We start from the raw sequence: 22,434 nt of genomic DNA, 5'->3' as shown, positions 1-22,434 counted from the left end.
GCGGCGGGCACAGAGGCGCAAGAAAGAATTTTGTGAAATTTACACGATAAAACGGGAACTGTTATTTACTGAAATACTATATGAGGTATAGTTAAAATATTATAAATACAAAATGGCGCGTTGCTGGGAGTGCTTTTTTGTGCTAAAATAGCATCTGGCCGGGGCGGAACCGGTAAAACACGGACTGTGTGCCGGGAGCGGCGGGAGGGCCGCATCCCGGAGCAGGGACTTGGAATCGGTTCGGCCGCCGCCCTGCCTGTGTAAAAAAGCGTTTCAGTGTGTGGAAAAAATCAGCCGCCTGTACCGTCCTTGAGGAGATCCCGGAGACTGAGGAAAAGTTTGGAGAGGATCATGTTGGCGAAGAAAGTTTCATTTGGCTTAGGAGCGCTCCTGATGCTGGGGATGCTCCTGATGGGAATTTGGAATCGGGCCTCCCTGTCCGGAGCGGGGGGAGAGGTCCCGCTTTGGCTGAGCATCCCCTTTGCGGGGCTGCTGCTGTGCATCGCCCTGTGTCCGCTGCTGTGCTCCTCGTGGTGGGAGAGCCATCAGCCCTTGGCGGTTGCGTTCTGGTCGCTGGCCTTTCTCATCCCCTATGCTCTGATGGGGGGACTGGGTACGGCGGTGGAGACGGCGCTGGAGTGCCTGATCGGCGACTACCTCACCTTTATTGTGCTGCTGTTCGGACTGTTTTGCGTGGCCGGCAATATCTCTCTGGAGGGGGATCTGGCCGGTTCTCCCCGAATCAATGTGTTTCTCCTGCTCCTGGGCACGGTGCTGTCCAGCTGGATCGGCACCACCGGTGCCAGCATGCTCATGGTCCGTCCGGTGATCAAAATGAACGCCTGGCGGCGGCACCGCAGCCACATCATGGTGTTTTTCGTCTTCCTGATCTCCAACATGGGCGGCTGCCTGACCCCCATCGGGGACCCTCCGCTGCTCATGGGCTTCTCCCGGGGCGTGCCCTTCTTCTGGAGCCTTCAGCTGGCCCCGGTGCTGCTGTTCAACGCGGTGATCCTGCTGGCGGTCTTTTACTGGATCGACATGCGGGCCTACCGCAAGGACATCGCCGCCGGCAACATGCCCGACATCCGGAAGCCGGGCACGGAGATCCACATCCGGGGGCTCCACAATCTGATCTTCCTGGTGATGATCGTGGCCGCCGTGGTGCTCAGCGGGGTGCTCCCCACCCTCCCCATGTTCCAGAATGGGGCGGGCGAGGTGATCGGCATTCCCATCTTCGGCGAGGTCACCCTCACCATCCCCGCGCTGCTGGAGATCATTATTATCCTCCTGGCGGCGTTCCTCTCCTTCAAGACCACCGATGTGTCGGTGCGCAAATCCAACCATTTCACCTGGGGGGCCATCCAGGAGGTGGCGGTGCTCTTTGTGGGCATCTTTATCACCATGCAGCCCGCCCTGATGCTCCTCACCGCCAAGGGCGGCGAGCTGGGGCTCACCCACCCGGCGGAGATGTTCTGGGCCACCGGCGCCCTGTCCAGCTTCCTGGACAACACCCCCACCTATCTGGTCTTCCTGACGGCGGCCTGTGCCCAGGGGGCACAGACCGGGCTGGCCACCACCCTGGGGGTCGTGCCCACCAAGATGCTGGCGGCCATCTCCTGCGGCGCGGTGTTCATGGGGGCCAACACCTATATCGGCAACGCGCCCAACTTTATGGTCAAGTCCATCTCGGATGAAAATGGTATCCGCATGCCGTCCTTCTTCGGGTATATGTTCTGGTCGGTGCGCTTCCTGATCCCCGTCTTTATCCTGGATACGCTGATCTTTTTCATGTGAGGAGGGCTGAGTTGTCATGGAAGAGACGAGAAATTTAGTGCTTGAGATCGCAAACCGCCTGTATGATCTGGACGCCGAGGTCTACCGGGTGCTGGGGTCCGGCCTGGGCCGGGTGTTCAACGCCAGCCGGGAGGAGTCCATCCGGGAGCTGACCCAGATCATGAAGGAACACCGCACCAGCCACTACCTGCGAAGCTCCCTGGCCCTGATCGGCAACATGGCCCGCACCATTCCCGAGCGGCAGGAGCGCTCCCGGGTGATGACCGAGTACAACGAGATCTGGAAGCTGATCCAGAAGCTGCCCGACCGCTTCGGCGCGGTGGATATTTTGGACGAAACTCTGGCGGGGCTCAACCAGTCCTTCTCCCAGAACAGCTGGAAGGGCCGGTTCAGCGCGGGAAACCACCTGGTGATCTGCATCGGTCGCACCTATGGCAGCGCCGGGACCGACGTGGGCTTCAATCTGGCGGACACCCTGAAGATCAACTACTATGACACGGAGATCTTTGCCGAGGTTCTGAAGCGGCTGGAGGCCCAGCAGGACCACATCCGCGACCGGGCCAGCTTCACCAACCCCCAGGATCTGAATCAAGACCCCATGGCGGTGGAGAAGCCGAAGGGGCTCAAGGCCCGCATCCGGGAGTTCAGCCGCTACCACGGCCTGCCCAAGGCGGAGGCGGTCTTTTTCAACCAGAGCGAGTTGATCTGCGACATGGCCCGGCGGGAGGACTTTGTCATTATGGGCCGCTGCGCCGACGTGATCCTCACCAACCACCAGATCCCCCATGTGAGCATTTTCGTCAACGCCCCCTTCGAGGTGCGGGTGCGCCGGGTGATGAAGCAGGACAACCTGGACTATAAGAGCGCCCGGAAGTTCCTCAAGAAGGTGGACCACCGCCACCGCTCCTACTACGAGTTTTTCACCAGCCGGAAGTGGGGAGACGTGGTCAACTACGACCTGTGCATCAACTCGGCCAGCTACGGCATCGAGGGGTCCGTGCAGCTGATCGAGCGGCTGCTTCTGCAAAAATAATAGACGCCCGCCCTCCGCAGGGCAGCCTGCAAAAATGCCGTTACTTTCCCGCCGCTGCGCGGCGGAAAAGTCCTCGCTGCGCTCGCTGAACGCCTTGCCATGCAAGGCATTCAGGGCATTCGATCCCACTCGAGGCGGGCTGCCGCCCCCTCGAGCTCCCCCGCCAGCACTCGGGCGGATTCGTCTGAACAGAGGTTTTTCGACAAGCTGAGACCGCCGTACGTTTCGTACGGCGGTCTTTTGCTGTCTTTTCCGGGCGCCCGTCACCAAAAGGGGCCTATCTTCATAGCTTGATGCAGAACGTGACGGGAGGATGGGTTATGAGACAGGAACTGAATTTTTGGGTTCTGGGGGGCGACATGCGCCAGGGAAAGCTGGCCCAGCTGCTCTCCGAGGACGGCCACCGGGTCCACGCCTACGCCCTGGAGGAGGGGGTGGTCCCGGCCGATGGGCTGACGGTGGAGGGCACGCTGCGGGGGGCGGGGGAGGCGGACTGCGTCATCCTGCCCCTGCCGGTGTCCCAGGGGGAGGGGAAGCTGAACTGTCCCCTGTCCCGGCTGGAGCCCACGCTGGTCCAGGTGATGGAGGCCATCCGCCCGGGGCAGATGGTGTGCGGGGGACGGGTGGACCCGGTGACGGAGGCCCTGGCCGGACAGCGGGGGATCGCCGTGCTGGACTACTTCGCCCGGGAGGAACTGGCGGTGGCCAACGCGGTGCCCACCGCCGAGGGGGCGGTGCAGATCGCCCTGGAGCAGATGCCCATCACCCTTCACGGCTCCCGGGTGCTGGTGATCGGCTTCGGCCGGGTGGGCCGGGCGGCGGCCCAGCGGATGGCGGCCATGGGGGCCAGAGTCACCGTGGCCGCCCGGCGGTACGAGTCCCTGGCCTGGGCCCAGGCCATCGGCTATGGGGCGGAAAAGACCGGACAGCTGGCGGGCTGGCTGTGCGGGTACGACCTGGTGGTGAACACGGTGCCCGCCCTGGTGCTGGGGGAGGCGGAGCTGGCCGACCTGAAGCCCGACTGCCTGGTGCTGGACCTGGCCAGCAAGCCTGGGGGCGTGGACCTGGAGGCCGCCGCCCGCCTGGGGCGGAACGTGATCTGGGCCCTGTCCCTGCCGGGAAAGGTGGCCCCGGTCACCGCCGGCGCGGCCATCAAAAACACGATTTATAACATGCTCCACGAGCTTGGCGCATAGGAATAGGAAAGGAAGCGGATGTTATGTTGGAAGAGAAAACCGTAGGATTTGCCATGTGCGGCTCCTTCTGCACCCACAGCCGGGCCATGGAGGCCCTGGAACAGGTGAAGGCCCGCTTTGCCCATGTGGTCCCCATTGTATCCGAGTACACGGCGGCGGCGGACACCCGGTTCGGGGACGCCCACGACCTGATGCGGGAGATGATGCGCATCTGCGACCACCGGGTCATCTCCACCATCAAGGAGGCGGAGCCCATCGGGCCCCAGAAGCTGCTGGACCTGCTGATCATCGCCCCCTGTACGGGAAACACCCTGGGGAAGCTGGCCAACGGGATCACCGACACCAGCGTCACCATGGCGGCCAAGGCCCACCTGCGCAACGGGCGGCCGGTGCTCATCGCCCCCTCCACCAACGACGGGCTCTCCGCCTCCGCCGCCAACCTGGGGAGCCTGCTGGGCCGCAAGTACATCTACTTCGTCCCCTTCGGCCAGGACGACCCCGTCCACAAGCCCACCTCTCTGGTGGCCGACTTCTCCCTGGTGGCCGACGCGGCTCTGGCCGCCTTGGAGGGGCGGCAGCTCCAGCCCATGCTGGTCACTCCATGAGCTTTTCTCCCGTCCGGCCGATTTCCTCCCGGCCGGATCAAGCAATGGCCCGGAGACGGTTTTCTTCCGCCTCCGGGCCTGCTTGTTTGGTTCTTGTTATACGTAGCCGTACATGCCCCGCACGGATACCTCTCCGGCGGACAGGGCGGCCCGGCGGCCGTCGGGGTACTCCACCACCAGGCGGAAGTCGTCGTCGATGGCCACGGCAAAGGCCTCCTCCCGGGCGGCGGGGGTGATGAGCTGGACCTGCTTTCCCACTGTGAGGCAGTCGGCGCGGTACCGCTCCAGGTAGTCCTGTTTGTTCTGGGGGAACTGGGCGTACATCCGGTCCAGAGCCCGAATGATCTCCACCGCCAGCTGGGCCCGGCGGACGGGATGGCCCAGCTCCTGGGCCAGGGAGGTGGCGATGGGCCGGACCTCGGCGTCAAAGTCCTCGGGGGTGTGGTTCACATTGATGCCGATGCCGGTGATTAAGTAGTCCAGGTCGTTGCTCTCGCTCTCCAGGCCCAGCTCGGTGAGGATGCCGCACAGTTTTCTGCCGTTCAGTACCAGGTCGTTGGTCCACTTGATCTGGGGGCGGACGCCGCAGGCGGCCTCAATGCCGTCGCACACCGCCACCGCCACCCAGGCGGTGATGTCAGCCACCTGGCTGGGGTCCAGCCTGGGGCGGAGCAGGGCGGTGAGGTAGAGCCCCTTCCCCTTGGGGGACTGGAAGGAACGGCCCCGGCGGCCCCGGCCTCCGGTCTGCTCCTCACTGACGATGACCAGGCCGTCGGGGGCCCCGGCCATGGCCTGGCGCTTGGCCTCGGTGTTGGTGGAGTCGATGGTCTCCAGGCACAGGAGGTGCCCCCCCACCCGGCAGCCGGCCAGGGGGCCGGAGAGCTCCCCCTCACGCACCCGGTCCGGGGCGTTCTCCAGGCGGTAGCCCCGGTTGGGGGCGGATTGGATCACATAGCCCTCCTGGCGCAGGGCCTCGATGGCCTTCCACACGGCGGCCCGGCTGATTCCCAGGGCGCGGCTCATGGCCTCCCCCGACACATAGCGGTCCCCCTGCTCCAGCAGCAGGGACAGTACCTTCTCCCGGCTCATGGTGTTGTCCTCCTGGTTTGGTAAGTCTCTTTTGGATATTATAAAAGAAAAAGGGGAACCCCGTCAACCGGCGGAGGGCTGGGAACTTTCGGTTGCAATCCGCCGAAGGGGTACGGTATAATAAAACCGGCCCGGATTTCGGGCCCGGGGGGCGGAAAATACGCCTCCACCCCATCAAAAGGAGAACGGAACCATGATTCAATTCAACCACTTTAATTTTAACGTCCTGGACCTGGACAAGAGTCTGGCCTTCTACAAGGAGGCCCTGGGCCTGGAGCCGGTGCGGGTGAAGGACGCCGCCGACGGCTCCTTCCGGCTGGTCTACCTGGGGGACGGCCGCACCGATTTCCAGCTGGAGCTCACCTGGCTCCGGGACCGCACCGAGCCCTACAACCTGGGGGAATGTGAGTTCCATCTGGCCTTCGTGACGGATCAGTACCAGGCGTTTTATGAGAAGCACAAGGCCATGGGCTGCATCTGCTTCGAGAATCCGGCCATGGGCATCTACTTCATCAGCGACCCCGACGGCTACTGGATCGAGATCGTCCCGGAGAAGGACTGATGGCGGGGGAACGAAACAGCGGCTGGCCCGGATTTTTCCGGGTCTTTGCCGTATTTGCGGCCCTGATGCTCCTGCTGGCCCAGAGCGGACAGGACCTGGCGCCCATCTCCAGCGGAGACTGGCAGGTGCTGTCCATCTACGAGGGGCTCACCCGCTGGTCGGTCCCCGCCCTGTTCATGGTGTGGGGGATGTACGCCCTGGAGGGGGGAAATAAATCCGCCCTGGGGGGGACCCTGCTGACCCTGGCCCTCCCCGCCTTCTGCATGCTGGTGTTCTGGGGGGGCCTGTACGCCGTGGTGTCCCACCTGCTGGAGGGCGGGGCCCTCACTCTGGGGGGCGTCTGGTCCGCCCTGGTGTCGGCGGCCCAGGGGGACACCTATTTCCACCTGTGGATTCTATATCCCCTCATCGGCCTGTATCTGGTCCACCCCCTGCTCCAGCGGTTCGCCTCGTCGGCCAGCCGGGGGGAGATTTTGTATATCCTGGGCCTGGCCCTCCTCTTTGCCGGCGTGCTGCCCCTGTGGGCCGCCTTCCACCCCAATCAGGTGCTCACCGTCCTGCTGGAGCGGTTCCAGGTCCACATGGTGCTGGGCTATATGGGCTACTACCTGGCCGGGTGGTATTTGAGGCACTTCACCATCGGCCGCATTCCGGAGTTTCTCATCTACATCCTGGGCGTCCTGGGGGTGGTCCTCACCCTGGCGGGGCCCAGCCTCATCGGCGGGGGGCGGGACCTGTGGTACGGCTACACCGCTCCGGGGGTGGCCCTGACGGCGGCCGCCCTGTGCACTCTGTTCCGCTATGTGCTGGGAGTGAGCGAGGAGCGCTCCCGCCGCCGGGCGGTGTACGCTCTGGGGGAGTGCGTCTTTGGGGTGTACCTGTTCCACCAGATCTGGGCCCTGGTGTTCCGGTGGTTCGGGGTGTCCCCTCTGGCCCTGGGGGCGGTGGCCTCGGTGCCGGTGTTCGCCCTGGTCTACTTCCTGCTCTCCCTCCCCTTCGCCTGGCTGTTCTCCCATATTCCGGGGGTTGGACGCTGGCTGGCGGATTAAAAACAGACCCGGCGCTATGGATCACTCCACAGTGCCGGGCCTTTCTTTCTGTCAGGTCTCCGACTCCCGCAGGCGCTCCACGATGGTGTGCCGGGCCACCGACCGGTACACGCCCAGAGGGACCAGGATGCCCAGAAGGGCGAATATTGGGATCACCACCAGAAAGGGGACCAGGGTCAGGCGGTAGGTGAAGAACCAGAACAGGTTCCCCACCGCTGTGAAGGCCGCCGGGCCCAGAATCAGAGTCAGCGCCAGAGAGATGGCCGCCGCCCCCAGGGCGTAGAACAGCCCCTCATACACCAGCATGGTCTTCAGCTGTTTTCCCGTCATGCCGATGGACTGGAGGACGGCCAGTTCCCGCTTCCGGGCCAGGATGCCGGTGAGGATGGTGTTGAAGAAGTTCAGCACCCCCACCAGCCCCACAATGAAGTTCAGGGCCCCGCCCAGCAGCAGGAACATGGAGCGCATGCTCTCAAACTCCCCGGCGTAGAGGGCCTTGCTCTCGTAGTCCAGCTCCGGATTTACGTTCTCCGTGTAATTTTTTAAAAATTCCTCCATAGAGGCGTTGGCCTCGCCGGTGGTGTCAAAGGCGTAGTACATCACCGAGCTGGTCCCGGTGTCCTCCACGAAGGTCTGAGCGTTGAGAATAAACTCGTCGCTGCCGTAGTACCGGTAGCTGAGGGCGGAGGGCACCGTCACCAGGGCGGCCACCTGATACGCCGCGTCCCGGTACTTGACCGGCTGCGCCACCCAGTTGGCCCCGGCGGGTACATCCTCCGCATCGGAGTAGGCGATGCCGGTGTCCGGGTCCACATATTCCCACTCCTCCACGTACCGGATGGTGACCGTATCCCCCAGGCGGGCCCAGTGGGAGTCCATGTCCGCTCTGCCGTAGTCGTCCTCGGCATACACGGCGGCCACATACGTTCCGCCGTCCTCATAGAGCTTGGACAGGTCCCCCTCCAGCACCGTCAGGTGGTCCAGGGCAAAGGGACTCATGCCGGAGAGCTGGACGTTTGCGGCCAGGTCTCCCGCCTCGTTCCGGCCGGTCAGGCGGATGGCGCTGTCCAGCTGTTCCGGGGTGTAGAAGCGCTGGTTCATCTGCCGGAAGTAGTCCTCGGTGATATACTCCAGGGCGGAGGAGGTCTGACCGTACACCACGCCGCCGTCGGTGATGCCCCCCTGGGCGCCGATATCGTCCATGGCGGACTGGGGCACGGCCATATCGGGGGTGAAGTCCAGGACGCTGTTTTGGAATTTCCCGGCGTTGGCCACGATGAAGTCGCTGGCGGTGAAGTTGGACACATACTTGTCCATGTCAAAGCCATTGGTAAAGTTCACCGTCACCGTCAGCAGTACCACCGCCAGAGACAGGGAGGTAATTGTGACGGCGGTCTTGCCCCGGCTGCGGCCCAGGTTGGCCCAGGCCATGGCCGGCAGGGAGGACCGGCCCGCCCCCTTATGGGCAAGGCGCTTCCCGGAGGGGCGGCGGGATTTTCTTCCGGCCCCCTCAGTGTACCGCACCGCCTCAATGGGGGAGACCTTGGCCGCCACCCGGCCGGGCCGGTGGCAGGACAGGAGCACCGTGAACAGGGCGAACAGGGCGGAGCCCAAAAAGAGCACGGGGCTCACCGACACCACGCCGGACACTCCGTCCAGGTGGGAGATGATCACCGGAGTGAGCTGCCCGCCGATGAGCCACCCGGCCAGGAGCCCCAGGGGAATGCCCAGGGCGGAGAGGGCCAGGGCCTGGTACCGGATGATCCGCTTCAGCTGACGCCCCGTGGTGCCGATGGTCTTCAGCAGGCCGTAAAACCGGATATCCCCGGCCACCGAGATCTGGAACACGTTGTAGATGATGAGATAGCCGGTGAGGAGGATGAGCAGGAGCATCCCCGAGATCACCGCCGCCGTGGCCGGGTCCATACTGTCGGACAGCTGGGCCCCGGTGTAGCCCCAGTTGATTCCGGTGTCAATGTAGTTCTCTCCCGGCGTCTCGCTCTGATAGCCGTGGCCGGCCAGAATCTGATCCAGGTCCTGCTGGATGTGCCGGGAGCCGCTTTTCAGCATCACGTCCAGGTTCCAGGCGCCCGTCATGCCGTCGGTGGGGTTGTTGGGGTCCACCCCCACCTCGTCCAGGATGGCGTCCACCCGGCTCTCCGGGATGAGCATGTGGCTGGCCTGGACGGCCCCGTCCCGCTCCCACCAGCCGCACAGGGTGAAGGTCTGGGTGGTCTCATGGCCGTCCACGTCAAAGGTGAGGGTGAATTGGGCCCCCAGCTCCGGCTCAATGCCCAGCAGCGCCAGCACCTGGGTGTCGGTGGCCGCCTGGTCGGTGCCCTCCTGGGGCAGGGAACCCTCCACCGGATCGCAGAAGGACCAGTGGGCGTAGTTTGCGTCGGACCAGCCCACCTCCACATGGGCCTTGTTGAAGGGCGCCTCTGTGGGCATGCCCAGGAAGCGCCGCACCCCCCACTGGCCGATGAGGGGATCATCCTTCAATTCGCTGCACTGCTCCTCCGTCAGGTACTTGAACCCGCCGTGGGAGAAGCCCCCTACCTGGCGGAAGTTGGACTGCTGGATGCCCTCGTTGATGGACAGGGCGATGGTAAAGAGGGAGGTGAACAGCACCGCCGTCAGAGCGATGGCCAGCACCGCGATGAGATTTCGGGTCCGGTTGGCCATTAAACTCTTCCAGGCCAGGCGGCGGATGCACTTGTCGTTGGATACCTTCATGGCGCGCACCCCCTCACCGCGTGACGATCCTGCCGTCCTCAATGCGGACGATGCGGTCGGCGAGCTGGGCGATCTCCTCGTTGTGGGTGATCATCACCATGGTCTGGGCAAATTTCTGTCCGGTGGTCTTCATCAGGGAGAGGACGTCCTGGCTGGTCCGGGAGTCCAGATTGCCCGTGGGCTCGTCGGCCAGGAGGATGGCGGGCTTAGTAGCCAGGGCCCGGGCGATGGCCACCCGCTGCTGCTGTCCGCCGGAGAGCTGGTTGGGCAGGCGGTCCAGCATCTGCTCCAGCCCCAGGGCCTCAATGACCTGGTCCACATACGTCTCATCCACCCGGCCGCCGTCCAGCTGAATGGGCAGGACGATGTTGTCATAGACGCTGAGCACCGGCACCAGGTTGTAGGACTGGAACACAAAGCCTATTTTTCTTCTGCGGAAGATGGTCAGCTCCTCATCCTTCAGGGCGAAGATGTCCCGGCCCTCCACCAGGACGGAGCCGCCGGTGGGCCGGTCCAGCCCGCCCAGCATGTGGAGCAGGGTGGACTTGCCCGAGCCCGAGGTGCCCACGATGGCCACGAACTCCCCGTTCTCCACTGTCAGATCGACTCCGTCCAGGGCCTTCACCTGGGTGTCGCCGGAGCCGTAGTACTTTTTCAATTCCTTGGTTTCCAAAACCGTCATGGGGATGCACTCCTTTCTGATGTCCCCATTGTACCCAAACAACCTTTCCAGAGTCTTTCCAAAATCGAACAGAGTGGTAAGAATTCCGCAACCGCCCGTTGCTTGTGCATGCGGAGGCGGTCTGCTATACTGGTCAAAAAGGAGGCGATTGGATGGAGACAAGGGATGCGCTGTTGGAGCTGCGCCGGGACCTGGGGCTGTCCCAGGAGGAGTTTGCCCAAAGGCTCCGGGTCACCCGGCAGGCGGTTTCCCGCTGGGAGACCGGCGAGACCGTCCCCAGCACCGATACCCTGAAGGAGATCGCAAAGACCTTCCAGGTGCCGGTGGACCGGCTGCTGGGGTACCCCGCCGGATATTGTCAAAGCTGCGGCATGGCCCTGACCCGGGACGGGGAGCGGGGGACCGAGGCGGACGGCAGCCGGTCGGAGGCGTACTGCACGTACTGCTACCAGCAGGGGCGGTTCCTTCAGAATGTGACCATGGAGGAGATGGCGGAGCACAACCTGCAGTTTTTAGCGGAGTGGAACCGGGCCAACGGACTGGACCTGGATGAGGCGGAGGCCCGGGCGGGGCTGCTGGCCTTTCTCCCCACCCTGAAGCGCTGGCGGGAAGCAGGGGGGACAACAGAATAGCATTTTCAGCGCACAAAAAGCGGGGCGGCCAACTGGCCGCCCCGCAGGCTGTCGAAAAAGCCCAGGGACTTTTCCGACAGCCTGCAAAAATGCCGTTACTTTTGCGCTGCACAGCAGCGCAAAAGTCCGCGCTCCGCGTGCCGGGAGCCTTGCACAGCAAGGCTTCCGGGGCATTCGATCCCATTCGAGGCGGGCGGCTGCCCCCTCGAGCTCCCCCGCCCAGACTCGAACAGATTTTGTTCCGCACAGGTTTTCGATATATTGAAAGGGGCGGCCAATGGCCGCCCCTTTGAACATGTTTTTGTGGAATCAGGTCGCATCCTCAATGATGCCGTAATCCCCGTCATTGCGGCGGTAGACCACCGCGAAGGCCCCGCCCGCGTCCTCGTTCTTGAAGGCGAAGAAGCTGTGGCCCAGCAGATTCATCTGCAGAATGGCCTCGTCCTGGGTCATGGGCTTGATGGGGAAGGTCTTGGTCCGGACCACGTGGTACTCCCCCTCCTCCGGCTCATCGGGGACAAAGGAGGAGATCTCCGTGGAGGCGTCTACCGAGCGCTCAAAGGCGCCGGTGCGCAGCCGCTTCTCCAGACGGGTCTTGTTCTTGCGGATCTGCCGCTCCAGGGAGGCCACGGCGGCGTCGATGGAGGCGTGCATATCAGAGGTGCTCTCCGACACACGGAAGATGGTGCCGCTGGACCGGATGGTGACCTCCACCCGGTTGCGGTCCTTCTCCACGCTGAACGTCAGTGAGGCGGTGGCATCCTCCTTAAAGAAACGGTCTAACTTGCCCACTTTCTTTTCCGCGTAGTTGTGGATGTAGTTGGGCACGTTCACCTTTTTGTCTGTAAACACAAACTTCATACTTGTCCGCTCCTTTCGCCCCCGAGGGGGCTTGAGTGGGAGGGAAACTCCTCCGGTGAGGGAGGGTTCTCCCCTCCGATGGTTTTATTATACCACAGGAGCGAAAAATTTCCACTGTTTTTTGTGAAAGTTTTATGAAGGGGCAAAACGGCAGGCTTGGAAGCTGCTTACAGCCGCCCGTGGACCACCTTTCCGTCCATCACCACCAGCCGCATCCGGCTGAGCCAGTTGAGGGGATGGGCGCTGGTGACGGTCACATCCGCGTCCTTCCCGGGGGCCAGGGAGCCCACCCGGTCGGCCACCCCCGCCAGCTCGGCGGCCCGGATGGTGACGCAGGCCAGGGCGCTCTCCGGGTCCATGCCCCCCCGGATGGCCATGGCGGCGCACAGGGGCAGGTACTGGATGGGGGTCTCCGGGTGGTCGGTGCAGATGGCCACCTTTACCCCGAAGCGCTGGAGGATGGCGGGAGTCTCCAGGGACTGGTGCATCAGCTCCGGCTTGGAGCGGTCGGTGAGGCAGGGGCCGGTGATGACCCCCGCCCCCTCCTGGGCCAGCAGGTCGGGGATCAGGTGGCCCTCGGTGCCGTGGACCAGCACATACTTCAGGCCAAACTCCTTGCAGATGCGGATGCCGGTGGCCATGTCGTCCGCCCGGTGGGCGTGGATATGGACCGGCAGCTCCCCCCGGATCACCGGCAGAAGGGCCTCCAGCTTGGCGTCGTAGTCGGGCTTGTCCTCCTCCTCGTCCTGTGCCGCCCGCTCCAGCTTCTCCCGGTACTCCGCCGCCTTGGCCAGGTTCTCCCGGATGATGGCGGCGGTGGCCATGCGGGTGGTGGGGGCCTCATGCCGCTCGTGGTAGGTGAGCTTGGGGTTCTCCCCCAGGGCCAGCTTCATGGCCGCCGGGGCCTTGAGCACCATGGCGTCCACCCAGCGGCCGTTGGTTTTCAGGGCGGCGAACTGGCCGCTGATGGGGTTGGCGCTCCCCGGGCCGGTGAGGACGGTGGTCACCCCCGCCTCCCGGGCCTCCTGAAAGCCCCGGTCCATGGGATTGACGGCGTCCACTGCCCGCAGGTGGGGGGTGCAGGGGTCGGTGGCCTCGTTGCCGTCGTCCCCCTCGATGCCGGTGGAGTCCCCGAACATCCCCAGGTGGCAGTGGGCGTCCACAAAGCCGGGCTGGATGTGTCCCCCCTGGGCGTCAAAGACCTCCCCCTCCCAGCTCTTGGGACACTCCTCCATGGGGCCGGTCCCGGCGATCTTGTCCCCCCGGATGTCCACATAGCCCCCGGGGATGGTGAGGCCCTCCATGGTGTGGACGGTGCCGTTGATAATCAGCATAGCGTGTTCCTTTCCCGGAAGGCGGCGGAGATTCGACAGGCCTCCCGTTGACGAAGTTGGGATTTTATGGTATTCTTTCCGGGCAGCTCAACCAATGCGCATGGGGGACGTCCTTGGGGCGTCCCTTTTCCTATGGGGAGGGACTCCCCGGCTGGTTGAAACCATCCGCATACAGAAAAGCGGCCGCAGAATGATCTGCGGCCGCTTCGTTTTCCAATGCGATCCGGCTTACCGGCGGCCGCCCCGGCGGTTTCCGCCCTTCTTCTCCAGATAGCGCAGCTCGGAGAGCTTGCTGTCCGAGGCCTGCATGAACTGGCGCAGCCGGTCCTCAAAGTCAGTGGGTTCCTTGGGTGCGGGCCGGGGCGCGAAGCCTCCGGAGCGGGGCGCTCCGCCGGAACGGGGAGCCCCTCCTGTACGAGCGGGACGTCCGCCCTGTCCGCCCGCGGGGCGGGGAGGGGGATCGCTCACCTTCTTAATGGACAGGTTGATCCGGTTGGCCTGGTCAATGCCAATGACCTTCACCTTGACCTCCTGTCCCTCCTTCAGGTAATCGGACACCTCGTTGACATAGGTGTAGGCGATCTCCGAGATGTGGACCAGACCGGAGCGTCCCTCCGGAAGGGCCACGAAGGCGCCGAACTTTGTGATTCCCGTTACCTTACCGTCCAAAATGGACCCAACACCAAACTCCATCACTGACTGAAATATCCTCCTTGTAAATTTCCCCCTCAAGCCGCGCCGTGCACAGGCGCGGACCGGGGCCCCGCAGCCCCGGCGGAGCCGTCAGCCGGCCACGTCGATGTACAGGGTCTCGCCCTCTTTGACGTAGCCCTTCTCCCGGGCCACCCGCTCCAGAGTTTCAGGGTCGTCGCTGTTTTCGATGGCGTCTTCCAGCTGCTGGTTGGCCAGCCGCTGCTCCTCCACCTGCTGTTCCAGCGTGTCCCGCTCCTCCTGAACGGACTGAATCTGCCCCCGCAGATCCAGCAGGGAGGTGGCCAGATACACCAGAAGCACCACGATGACCAGCTTGGTCAGCAGTCCCGCACGTTTCAGACGCATGTGACGATCCTCCCCTCTCCCGGGCCGCCATCCGGCGGGCCGCGGACTCCATTTCCTGAGTTATCTGATTTATTCTATACCATTTTCCCGCGAAAAGGAAGATATTTTTTGCAAGTTTTTTGATTTTTTTCTGGAGGTGATTTAGTGCAAACAACGGAAGGGCCAGAATCTTAAGAATTGCGGTCATCAGGTCGGCCAGCCGGTACCCCAGCCAGAGCAGCCAGCGGCTGAACAGCCCGAAGTAGACCACCCCGCCCAGGAACAGAAACGCCGCCCCGTATAGGCGCACCGGCCCGCCCCAGGCCCACTGGGACCAGAGGAACAGCGTCACAGTGAGCGTCAGCCAGAACAGCAGGTCCAGCGCCGGGCCAAGCAGGGGGAGCCGCACCCGCACCCGCAGAATGCGGAACAGGTCGTACAGCACCCCGGCGGCCAGTCCCAGCAGCACCGCCTGGACCAGAGCCGCCCCCTGGGCGGCCACATCCACCGTCATCCCCCCAGCAGGCGGGAGAGCAGCCCGCCCCTCCCGCGGCGGTCGTCCTCATAGGTGAGGGAGTCCACGCTGCCCTCCACCTTCATGTCGCCCCCGTCCAGGGAGAGCTTCTCGATGTGCAGGTCCTCCCCCCGGACCACCAGCGTCCCCTTCACCGTGGACATGACGATGGTGTTCTCGTCAAAGCTCTCCACCTCCTCCACGCCGGAGACGGTGAGCTGCTCCCGCCCCTCCAGCAGAATGTGGTGGGCCGCCTCCGCCGGCAGGCGGCTGTCGTCGTACGCCATAATCCCCACTCCTTTGTTTTTTACCATTGTATGGGACAAAGAGAGGGGGTATGACTGTTCTTTCGCCGGAGGAGGAATTTCACCGCCCATCCCAGCCCCTCGGTGTAAACCCCTGAAACGGCAGGCATACCCCGTGTATAAACAGAGCCGCCAAGCCCTTGGGGTAGACTTCGCCGGCCGCCTCTCCCAGCTGCATGGCGGCATGGAGAGGCGCTCCGGCCGTCTCCTGTTCCGGCGGGGCTTTTACCTGGGAGCCCGGCTGATGCTGGGCGTGCTGGGGCATAGCGAGAGGGCCTAATTTTCCTCGTCGCTGGGATGCAGGACCTCCTCAGGCAGGCTCTGGTCGGTGAGCACCTCGTCCGCCTTCATGGTCTGGTGGCTGCGGGAGTGGTAGGTGTGCCCGGCGGACTGGATCTGGACTGTGTCCACCCCCTCCACCTGGCTGAGGGTGAGCACCAGGCAGTAGTCGGCCAAGGTGAGGGAGATATCCGCCAGCCCGCCGTACTGCTCGGAAAAATTCAGGGTGAGCAGCCCGTCCTCCAGCGCCCAGCTCTGGAGAGAGAGCCCCTGGGGAAAGGGGGAGACCAGGCCGTCCTGGGTAGGACCGGCCAGCAGGGCGCTCACCAGCTCCTCCACCCCGGGGCCGGAGGGGCCCAGGTAGGGCTGGCTCTGGATGGCGGGGCCGTGGAGCTGGCTGTGGTCGTTGGGGTCGGTGCAGAAGTACAGCAGCACCCCTGAGCTCTCCCTGCCGGTGCCGCAGCCGGCCAGCAGGAGGGAGAGGGCCAGGACAAGGGAGAGAAGCAGCCGTCTCACAGTTCCTCACCTCCCACCTCAGGCGTCTCACAGGGGAAGCCCACAGTGAACACACTGCCCTCGGGGTCCCGGCGCTGGGCGGTGACCCAGCCCCCGTGGCGGCGCACCGTGTCCCGCACGATGGACAGCCCCAGACCGGTGCCCCCCGCCGCCCGGGAGCGGGCCTTGTCCACCCGGTAGAAGCGGTTGAACACCTTGGGCAGCTCCTCCTCCGGGATGCCGATGCCCGTGTCCGCCACCTCAAAGAGCACCTGGTCCCCATTCCGGCGGGTGGAGACGAACACCTTTCCCCCGGGGAAGTTATATTTGACGGCGTTTTCAATCAGGTTGAAACAGATCTGGTACAGGTCGTCCTCGGTGCACCGGAGGGTGCAGCCGCTCTTCCAGGTGGTCTCGATGGTCACCTGGGCGGCGTCGGCCACCGGCAGGAGCATGGAGACCGCCCTGCGGCCCACGGCGGACAGGTCCACAATAGAGGTCTCGCCCACCGGCAGGCTGTCCAGCCGGGTGAGGGCCAGCAGATGCTCGGTGATGCGGGTGAGGCGCTCGGCCTCCTCCCCGATGTCGCTGACAAAGTCCTGGACGGTCTCCCGGTCCATCTCCTGGTTTTGGAGGATGGAGTCGGCCAGCAGGCGGATGGAGGCCAGGGGGGTCTTCAGCTCATGGGAGGCGTCGGAGACAAAGCGGCGGCGGACCTCTTCGGTGGTCTGAAGGCGGTCGGTGAGCTGGTTGAACTCCTCCGCCAGATGGGCCAGCTCGTCCTTCCCCGCCGGCTGGAGCCGGTGGCCGTACTCCCCCTCGCCCACGATGCGGATGGCCCGCAGCAGGGCCCCGATGCGGGAGGTGAGCACTTTGGAGAAGAAGAAACTGACCAGCAGGGCAATGACCATCAGCACCAGAGAGATGGTGCGCAGGTTCTGCTGCAGGCTCATGAGCAGCGTCCCCTGGGTGTTGTCCCAGTCGCAGATATAGATGCCGCCGATGATCATGCCCCGGTACAGGATGGGGGCGGCGGCGGTGGAGAGAAATACCCCGTCCTCATAGTTGGTGTAGAGCACGTCGTTCCCCTGGAGGGCCAGGGCCACCTCCTGAAACAGGGCGTACTGATAGGTCGGCTGGGCGGAGCCTCCGCCGGCGTCCGGCGGGGCCTGTGCGGAGGAGTCCTCCCCCTCCTCCGACTGCCCCTGGGTGAGGCTGTCGTACAGGATCAGCCCCGAGGGGTCGGTGACCAGAATCCGCTCCAGCCCCATGTTGTCCAGCATGTTCATCACCCGGGCCACCTGGTCGGCGGAGAGGGTCTCCAGCTCCATGAGGGCGGAGGACATGACCGCGATCTGACTGCGCAGGGAGTCCTCCTTGGAGGAGATCAGCAGATTCTGGGAGGCGATCAGGGGGTAGGTGTTCAGCAGGACCAGCACCACCGCCAGCAGGGCCAGGTAGCTCAGGGCGTACTTGACCTGGAGGCGGGAGAAAAAGGGGATCTTCTGTTTTTCCTTGGATTTGGCCGACGGTTCCGGCATGGCGCGTCTCATCCTCTCTTGGAACAGGTGGTCACCGGCCGGAGGAGCTCCCCTGACTGCTCAGGTAGTAGCCCACCCCCCATTTGGTGCGGATGTATGCCGGATTGGCCGGGTCCAGCTCCAGCTTCTCCCGCAGGCGGCGGATGTGCACGTCCACCGTGCGGTAGTCCCCGATATACTCATAGCCCCACACCACATTGAGCAGGTTCTCCCGGCTGTACACCCGGCCGGGGTTGCGCATGAGCAGCTCCATCAGGTCGAACTCCTTGGCGGTCAAATCCACCGGCTTGCCGTCCTTCCAGGCGGAGCGCTCGCTGGGGTCCAGGCGGATGTGGCCCACAGTGAGGGCGCCCCGCCCCGCCTGGCGCTGGCCCGCCGCTCCGGAGCGGCGCAGCAGGGCCCGCACCCGGGCCTTCAGCTCCAGGATGTTGAAGGGCTTGGTGATATAGTCGTCCGCCCCGCACTCAAAGCCGATGATCTTGTCCGTGTCCTCGCTGCGGGCGGTGAGCATGATGATGGGCACGTTGGAGAACTCCCGGATGCGCATGCAGGCCTGGAGCCCGTCGATCTTGGGCATCATCAGGTCCAGGATAATCAGGTCGAAATTTCCCTCCCGGGCCAGCTCCACCGCCTCCTCGCCGTCGTAGCCGGTCTCCACCTGATAGCCCTCGTTTTTTAAATTGAAGGTGATTCCCTTGACCAGGACCTTCTCGTCATCTACGACCAGTATTTTTGCCATGATATAAAACTCCTTGCTTTCTTTAGGCGGTTCCCTAGGCCATGTTTGAAACATGTCAATATGCCCAAACGGCGGTTCTTTTTCCGCCATACTGCGTTGATTTTCCTTGCAATACACAAAGTATTGCCGCGTCAAATCGCCTTGTCTGGCGAAAAAATCCCTCGCCGTCGGGCACATTTCCGATTTTCAAACAAGGCCTAGAACCGCCCTCGGGCGGCTGATGGCCGCCCTTGCATAAAAGGTGGGACTGCCCGTAGGGGCGGGGATTACCCGCCCGTTGCCCCCGCTGTCTCTGCCGCGCCTCCCGCCGTCACATAGGGACGCAGGTTCTCCAATGTGACCTCCCCGATGCCGGAGACGGAGAGCAGATCGTCCACGCTCTGGAAGGAGCCGTGCTCCTCCCGATAGATCAGAATGGCCTCCGCCTTGGCGGGCCCGATGCCGGGCAGCCGGTCCAGGTCGTAGGCGTCGGCGGCGTTCAGGTCGATGACCTCGCCGGGCAGCAGACTGTCCGGGCGCTCCCCCTCGGCGGGCGCCTCCTGGAGGGCCGGGTCCGGGGCGGAGGGCTCCTGCGGGGCGGATACCGTGACGGTGTAGGGCTCGGAGGTATTCTGCCCGGCCAGGAACCAGCCGCCGGTGAACAGCACGAAACCGGCTGTGAGGAGAAGCACTCCTTTTTCAAACCGGGAAATTCCAGCCATTTTTCTCCCTCCTGGTGCTTGCGGGGATGGATTCGGTTTGCTATAATGAGGTTTACAGAATATTGATCCCGGCGCTGCGCCGGAGATTCTTTTCTATTATATCATACATATGGAGAATTGCCCAATGAAAAAATGCCGTTTTCCCAGCCTTCTGGCGGCGGTGATCCTTCTGGCCGCCCTGTTCCTGCCCATGTCCGCCGCTGCGGTGGAGGACCCGGGTCTCACCTGCCGCAACGCCATCCTCATCGACGCCACCTACGACGAGGTGCTCTATGACAAGGGGGCCTATGACAAGGTGTACCCCGCCAGCATCACCAAGGTGATGACCGCCCTGCTGGTGCTGGAGGCGGTGGACGCGGGAGAGCTGACCCTGGACACCCCCATCACTGCCACGGCGGAGGCCCTGGAGGTGCCGGAGGGCAGCTCCACCGCCAAGATACAGGTGGGGGATACCTACACCCTGGAGCAGTATTTGTACTGTCTGCTCCTCCCCTCGGGCAACGAGGTGGCCCAGATCCTGGCCATTGCGGTGGACGGGAGCGTGGAGGCCTTTGTGGACCACATGAACCAGCGGGCGGAGGAGCTGGGCTGTGAGGGGACCCACTTTGCCAATCCCCACGGCTACCACGACGAGAACCACTACACCACCGCTTACGACATCACCCGCTTTATGAAGGCGGCCATGGAGTACGACCTGTTCCAGACCATCCTCACCAGCCCCAACTACACCCTTCCCGCCAACGGCGTGTCGGAGGAGCGGATCATCCGCAACACCAACGCCCTCACCTCCAACTGGACCTACACCCAGTATCTGTACGGCCCGGGCACCGGGGGCAAGACGGGCACCACCGACGAGGCGGGATGCTGCCTGGTGGAGACCGCCCGGAAGGGGGACATGTATCTGATCTCCGTCATCCTGGGGGCGGAAGAGGTGAAGCAGGCGGACGGCAGCACGGACGCCCGCCAGTTCAGCGAGACCATCAAGCTGCTGAACTGGGGCTTTGGCAACTTCCAGCGGGTCACCTTGTCCCCAGACGAGGCCCTGGTGGCCAAGGTGAAGGTAAACCTGTCCACCCAGGCGGACGAGGTGAACGTAAAGCCTCTGGGCTCCATCACCCGGACCCTGCCCAAGGACATCGACCTGGAGCAGGTGGAGATGGTCCCCTCCTTATTCAGCGAGAGCGTGGACGCCCCCGTGGAGGCGGGCCAGGTGCTGGGCATTCTGACCATCCGCTATGACGGGACGGAATACGGCCGGCTGGACCTGGTGGCGGACACCTCGGTGGAGCGCTCGGATTTTCTCTACTACAAGCACCAGGTGGAGACCTTCTTCCAAAATGCGGGGGTGCGCCTGCTCCTTGTGGTGGTACTGGCCGTTGTGGTGATTGTCCTGCTGCGGGTGCTGGTGTTCCGGAAGCGCCGGCGCTACCGCTCCGGCGTAGGTATGGGCGCGGGCCGGCGGGGCCATTACAGCGGCCGCCGCCGTCGATAAGAGAAAAAAACGGACCGCTTTGGAAAGCGGTCCGTTTCAGCTTGTCGAAAACCTCTGTTCAGACGAATCCGCCCGAGTGTTGGCGGGGGAGCTCGAGGGGGCGGTAGCCCGCCTCGAGTGGGATCGAATGCCCTGAATGCCTTGCTGGGCAAGGCGTTCAGCGAGCGCAGCGAGGACTTTTCCGCCGCGCAGCGGCGGGAAAGTAACGGCATTTTTTCAGGCTGTCGGAAAAGTCCTTAGACTTTTTCGACAGCCTGAAACGGACCGCTTTGGAAAGCGGTCCGTTTTTCATCCCTGAGCCGTTTTCAGGGCCTGGGCGATCTGATCCGGGCAGGAGGTGGGCTTTCCGCCGCAGCGGATGCCCTCCAGCCGCCGGATGGCCTCGTCCACCGGCATCCCCCGCAGCAAACTGGAGATGCCCTTCAGATTTCCGTCGCAGCCCCCCACGATCTGAACGGAGCGGATGGCGCCGTCCTCCACCTGAATGGTAAAGGCCCGGGAGCAGACGCCCCGAGGCGTGTACTGAATGGTCATGGTGATGTGCCTCCTTGCTTTACAGGGTTCCAAAAGATGGACCGGTTTTTATTATAGGGGAAACGGGCGAAAAAAACAAGGCGGACCTGAACGCTGTTCTCTGGTCCGCCTCTTAGAATTCCTGGTACAAATTATCCTCTTTTCTGGTGCGTGCGCGGGGGTTCCGCGGGGTGGCTGGGGAAACGGGGAGCGCTCATCCCTCCCGCTGCTGGAGCTGGAGCCGGTCGGCGATCATGGCGATGAACTCGCTGTTGGTGGGTTTTCCTTTCACGTTGGAGACGGTGTAACCGAAGTATTTCTGCAAGGTCTCCAAGTCGCCCCGGTCCCAGGCCACCTCAATGGCGTGGCGGATGGCCCGCTCCACCCGGGAGGCGGTGGTGCCGAACCGCTTGGCCACCTCGGGGTAGAGGACCTTGGTCACAGCGTTGATGACCTCCATGTCGTCCACGGCGATGAGGATGGCCTCCCGGAGATACTGGTAGCCCTTGATATGGGCGGGGACGCCCACCTCATGGATGATGGAGGTGACCAGGGTCTCCAGACTGTGGGAGCGGCTCTTGTCCTCCTCTATGGCCTCAAAAGTGGTGAGCTGCCGGATGCGGGCGCAGATGGTGCTGAATTTGCAGGGCTTGACCATGAAGTGGTCGGCCCCATTGGCGGCGGCCAGGTCGGCGATGGCCCCGTGGATGTAGCTGGACAGCACCAGAATCCGGGGGCGGTGCTCCGGGGGAAGCTCCCGCAGCTGCTCCAGCACTTCGATCCCGTCCATGCCGGAGAGCACCATCTCCATGACCACGGCGTCGGGCTGCAGGGTCCGGACCATCTCCAGCAGCTGCTGGCCGTCGCCCGTCTCGCCCACTACTTCCATGTCCGATTCGTTTTGAAGCGCCTCAATCAGATGGCGCCGGAATTCGTCGCTGGTATCCGCTACCAGCAGTCGCTTGGCATACTCCATATTCGCTCTTCTCCTCCTGGAATGATATGGCCGGCCCGCCGGATACGCCCGGAGCGGCCAAGTAAAATGTATCATAATCAGACAGGATATGCAAGGCGTTTTTGCCAAAAAATGGAATAAAAAGTTTCGACAAGTTCCGACGAATCCTTCTGTTTCAGGGGAATTTCAGAAAATTCGATTTCTTCATCCAGAAAAAATTTTTCAGAAATGATTAGAATAAAACTGTCTTTTTGTTTGATCAAAAAACGCGGCGGGGGTTGACAGG

Annotated in this window: 23 protein-coding genes; 9 read left to right on the top strand and 14 right to left on the bottom strand. The window is 63.5% G+C overall.

Annotated elements, in window-relative coordinates:
* Window positions 1-393 precede the first annotated feature (393 nt).
* From B5F19_RS06130 to B5F19_RS06115, 4 genes are all read left to right on the top strand, one after another.
* The gene (locus B5F19_RS06130) at window positions 394-1,797 is read left to right on the top strand and encodes a sodium:proton antiporter (RefSeq protein ID WP_087289003.1); all 1,404 of its coding nucleotides are present in this window, start codon (window positions 394-396) and stop codon (window positions 1,795-1,797) included.
* A 16-nt stretch (window positions 1,798-1,813) separates the two neighbouring features.
* Window positions 1,814-2,830: a cytidylate kinase-like family protein gene (locus tag B5F19_RS06125; protein WP_087289001.1), complete on the top strand. Its 1,017-nt coding sequence runs from the start codon at window positions 1,814-1,816 to the stop codon at window positions 2,828-2,830.
* Between the two features lie 320 nt (window positions 2,831-3,150).
* On the top strand, window positions 3,151-4,026 hold the full coding sequence (gene dpsA, locus B5F19_RS06120; RefSeq protein ID WP_087288999.1) for a dipicolinate synthase subunit DpsA: 876 nt from the start codon (window positions 3,151-3,153) through the stop codon (window positions 4,024-4,026).
* Window positions 4,027-4,052: 26 nt separating this feature from the next.
* Complete coding sequence (locus B5F19_RS06115; protein ID WP_087289061.1) at window positions 4,053-4,631, top strand: dipicolinate synthase subunit B; 579 nt, start codon at window positions 4,053-4,055, stop codon at window positions 4,629-4,631.
* A gap of 96 nt (window positions 4,632-4,727) precedes the next feature.
* Here B5F19_RS06115 and B5F19_RS06110 read toward each other — a convergent pair whose 3' ends face one another.
* Entirely contained in the window at window positions 4,728-5,720 is a 993-nt protein-coding gene (locus B5F19_RS06110; RefSeq protein ID WP_087288997.1) for a biotin--[acetyl-CoA-carboxylase] ligase, read from the bottom strand.
* Window positions 5,721-5,913: 193 nt separating this feature from the next.
* On the opposite strand from B5F19_RS06110, the gene B5F19_RS06105 reads away from it, so the two are divergent.
* A complete protein-coding gene (locus B5F19_RS06105; protein ID WP_087288995.1) occupies window positions 5,914-6,282 on the top strand; it encodes a VOC family protein in 369 nt (122 codons plus the stop codon).
* Window positions 6,282-7,331 carry an acyltransferase family protein gene (locus B5F19_RS06100; RefSeq protein WP_087288993.1) on the top strand — a complete coding sequence of 350 codons (1,050 nt, stop codon included), beginning with the start codon at window positions 6,282-6,284 and terminating at the stop codon, window positions 7,329-7,331. The genes B5F19_RS06105 and B5F19_RS06100 overlap by 1 nt, the downstream gene beginning before the upstream one ends.
* 51 nt (window positions 7,332-7,382) lie before the next feature.
* Here B5F19_RS06100 and B5F19_RS06095 read toward each other — a convergent pair whose 3' ends face one another.
* Both B5F19_RS06095 and B5F19_RS06090 read right to left on the bottom strand, forming a co-directional pair.
* The gene (locus B5F19_RS06095; protein ID WP_087288991.1) at window positions 7,383-10,067 is read right to left on the bottom strand and encodes an ABC transporter permease; all 2,685 of its coding nucleotides are present in this window, start codon (window positions 10,065-10,067) and stop codon (window positions 7,383-7,385) included.
* A 13-nt stretch (window positions 10,068-10,080) separates the two neighbouring features.
* Window positions 10,081-10,749, bottom strand: coding sequence for an ABC transporter ATP-binding protein (locus B5F19_RS06090; RefSeq protein WP_087288989.1), 669 nt, complete (start codon window positions 10,747-10,749; stop codon window positions 10,081-10,083).
* Between the two features lie 152 nt (window positions 10,750-10,901).
* Between B5F19_RS06090 and B5F19_RS06085 the strand changes: the two genes are divergently transcribed.
* Entirely contained in the window at window positions 10,902-11,381 is a 480-nt protein-coding gene (locus B5F19_RS06085; RefSeq protein WP_087288987.1) for a zinc ribbon domain-containing protein, read from the top strand.
* Between the two features lie 309 nt (window positions 11,382-11,690).
* Here B5F19_RS06085 and raiA read toward each other — a convergent pair whose 3' ends face one another.
* The 5 genes from raiA to yabP form a co-directional block, all read right to left on the bottom strand.
* The gene (raiA, locus tag B5F19_RS06080) at window positions 11,691-12,242 is read right to left on the bottom strand and encodes a ribosome-associated translation inhibitor RaiA (RefSeq protein ID WP_087288985.1); all 552 of its coding nucleotides are present in this window, start codon (window positions 12,240-12,242) and stop codon (window positions 11,691-11,693) included.
* A 167-nt stretch (window positions 12,243-12,409) separates the two neighbouring features.
* Complete coding sequence (locus tag B5F19_RS06075; protein ID WP_087288984.1) at window positions 12,410-13,576, bottom strand: amidohydrolase; 1,167 nt, start codon at window positions 13,574-13,576, stop codon at window positions 12,410-12,412.
* Window positions 13,577-13,804: 228 nt separating this feature from the next.
* Window positions 13,805-14,269 carry a S1 RNA-binding domain-containing protein gene (locus B5F19_RS06070; RefSeq protein WP_087288982.1) on the bottom strand — a complete coding sequence of 155 codons (465 nt, stop codon included), beginning with the start codon at window positions 14,267-14,269 and terminating at the stop codon, window positions 13,805-13,807.
* Between the two features lie 90 nt (window positions 14,270-14,359).
* On the bottom strand, window positions 14,360-14,635 hold the full coding sequence (locus tag B5F19_RS17905; protein ID WP_087288980.1) for a septum formation initiator family protein: 276 nt from the start codon (window positions 14,633-14,635) through the stop codon (window positions 14,360-14,362).
* A gap of 489 nt (window positions 14,636-15,124) precedes the next feature.
* The gene (gene yabP / locus B5F19_RS06055) at window positions 15,125-15,415 is read right to left on the bottom strand and encodes a sporulation protein YabP (protein WP_087288976.1); all 291 of its coding nucleotides are present in this window, start codon (window positions 15,413-15,415) and stop codon (window positions 15,125-15,127) included.
* 133 nt (window positions 15,416-15,548) lie between these two features.
* On the opposite strand from yabP, the gene B5F19_RS17440 reads away from it, so the two are divergent.
* A complete protein-coding gene (locus tag B5F19_RS17440; protein WP_162612534.1) occupies window positions 15,549-15,713 on the top strand; it encodes a hypothetical protein in 165 nt (54 codons plus the stop codon).
* Here B5F19_RS17440 and B5F19_RS06045 read toward each other — a convergent pair.
* The 4 genes from B5F19_RS06045 to B5F19_RS06030 form a co-directional block, all read right to left on the bottom strand.
* The gene (locus tag B5F19_RS06045) at window positions 15,710-16,228 is read right to left on the bottom strand and encodes a GerMN domain-containing protein (protein WP_087288973.1); all 519 of its coding nucleotides are present in this window, start codon (window positions 16,226-16,228) and stop codon (window positions 15,710-15,712) included. The genes B5F19_RS17440 and B5F19_RS06045 overlap by 4 nt on opposite strands.
* The gene (locus tag B5F19_RS06040) at window positions 16,225-17,748 is read right to left on the bottom strand and encodes a HAMP domain-containing sensor histidine kinase (RefSeq protein WP_087288971.1); all 1,524 of its coding nucleotides are present in this window, start codon (window positions 17,746-17,748) and stop codon (window positions 16,225-16,227) included. Before B5F19_RS06040 ends, B5F19_RS06045 begins: the two co-directional genes overlap by 4 nt.
* 31 nt (window positions 17,749-17,779) lie before the next feature.
* Window positions 17,780-18,487: a response regulator transcription factor gene (locus B5F19_RS06035; RefSeq protein WP_191345676.1), complete on the bottom strand. Its 708-nt coding sequence runs from the start codon at window positions 18,485-18,487 to the stop codon at window positions 17,780-17,782.
* A gap of 266 nt (window positions 18,488-18,753) precedes the next feature.
* Window positions 18,754-19,188, bottom strand: coding sequence for a ComEA family DNA-binding protein (locus B5F19_RS06030; protein WP_087288969.1), 435 nt, complete (start codon window positions 19,186-19,188; stop codon window positions 18,754-18,756).
* A gap of 124 nt (window positions 19,189-19,312) precedes the next feature.
* Here B5F19_RS06030 and B5F19_RS06025 point away from each other — a divergent pair, with 124 nt between their 5' ends.
* A complete protein-coding gene (locus B5F19_RS06025) occupies window positions 19,313-20,680 on the top strand; it encodes a D-alanyl-D-alanine carboxypeptidase family protein (RefSeq protein ID WP_162612533.1) in 1,368 nt (455 codons plus the stop codon).
* Window positions 20,681-20,968: 288 nt separating this feature from the next.
* Here B5F19_RS06025 and B5F19_RS06020 read toward each other — a convergent pair whose 3' ends face one another.
* Entirely contained in the window at window positions 20,969-21,214 is a 246-nt protein-coding gene (locus tag B5F19_RS06020) for a TIGR03905 family TSCPD domain-containing protein (RefSeq protein ID WP_087288965.1), read from the bottom strand.
* 193 nt (window positions 21,215-21,407) lie between these two features.
* Window positions 21,408-22,169, bottom strand: coding sequence for a sporulation transcription factor Spo0A (spo0A, locus tag B5F19_RS06015; RefSeq protein ID WP_087288963.1), 762 nt, complete (start codon window positions 22,167-22,169; stop codon window positions 21,408-21,410).
* Window positions 22,170-22,434 lie beyond the last annotated feature (265 nt).

The sequence above is a fragment of the Pseudoflavonifractor sp. An184 genome, from assembly GCF_002160305.1.
GTDB lineage: Bacteria > Bacillota > Clostridia > Oscillospirales > Oscillospiraceae > Lawsonibacter > Lawsonibacter pullicola.
Note: the sequence above shows the minus strand (reverse complement) of the source record. Positions and strands in the feature narration are given on the sequence as shown.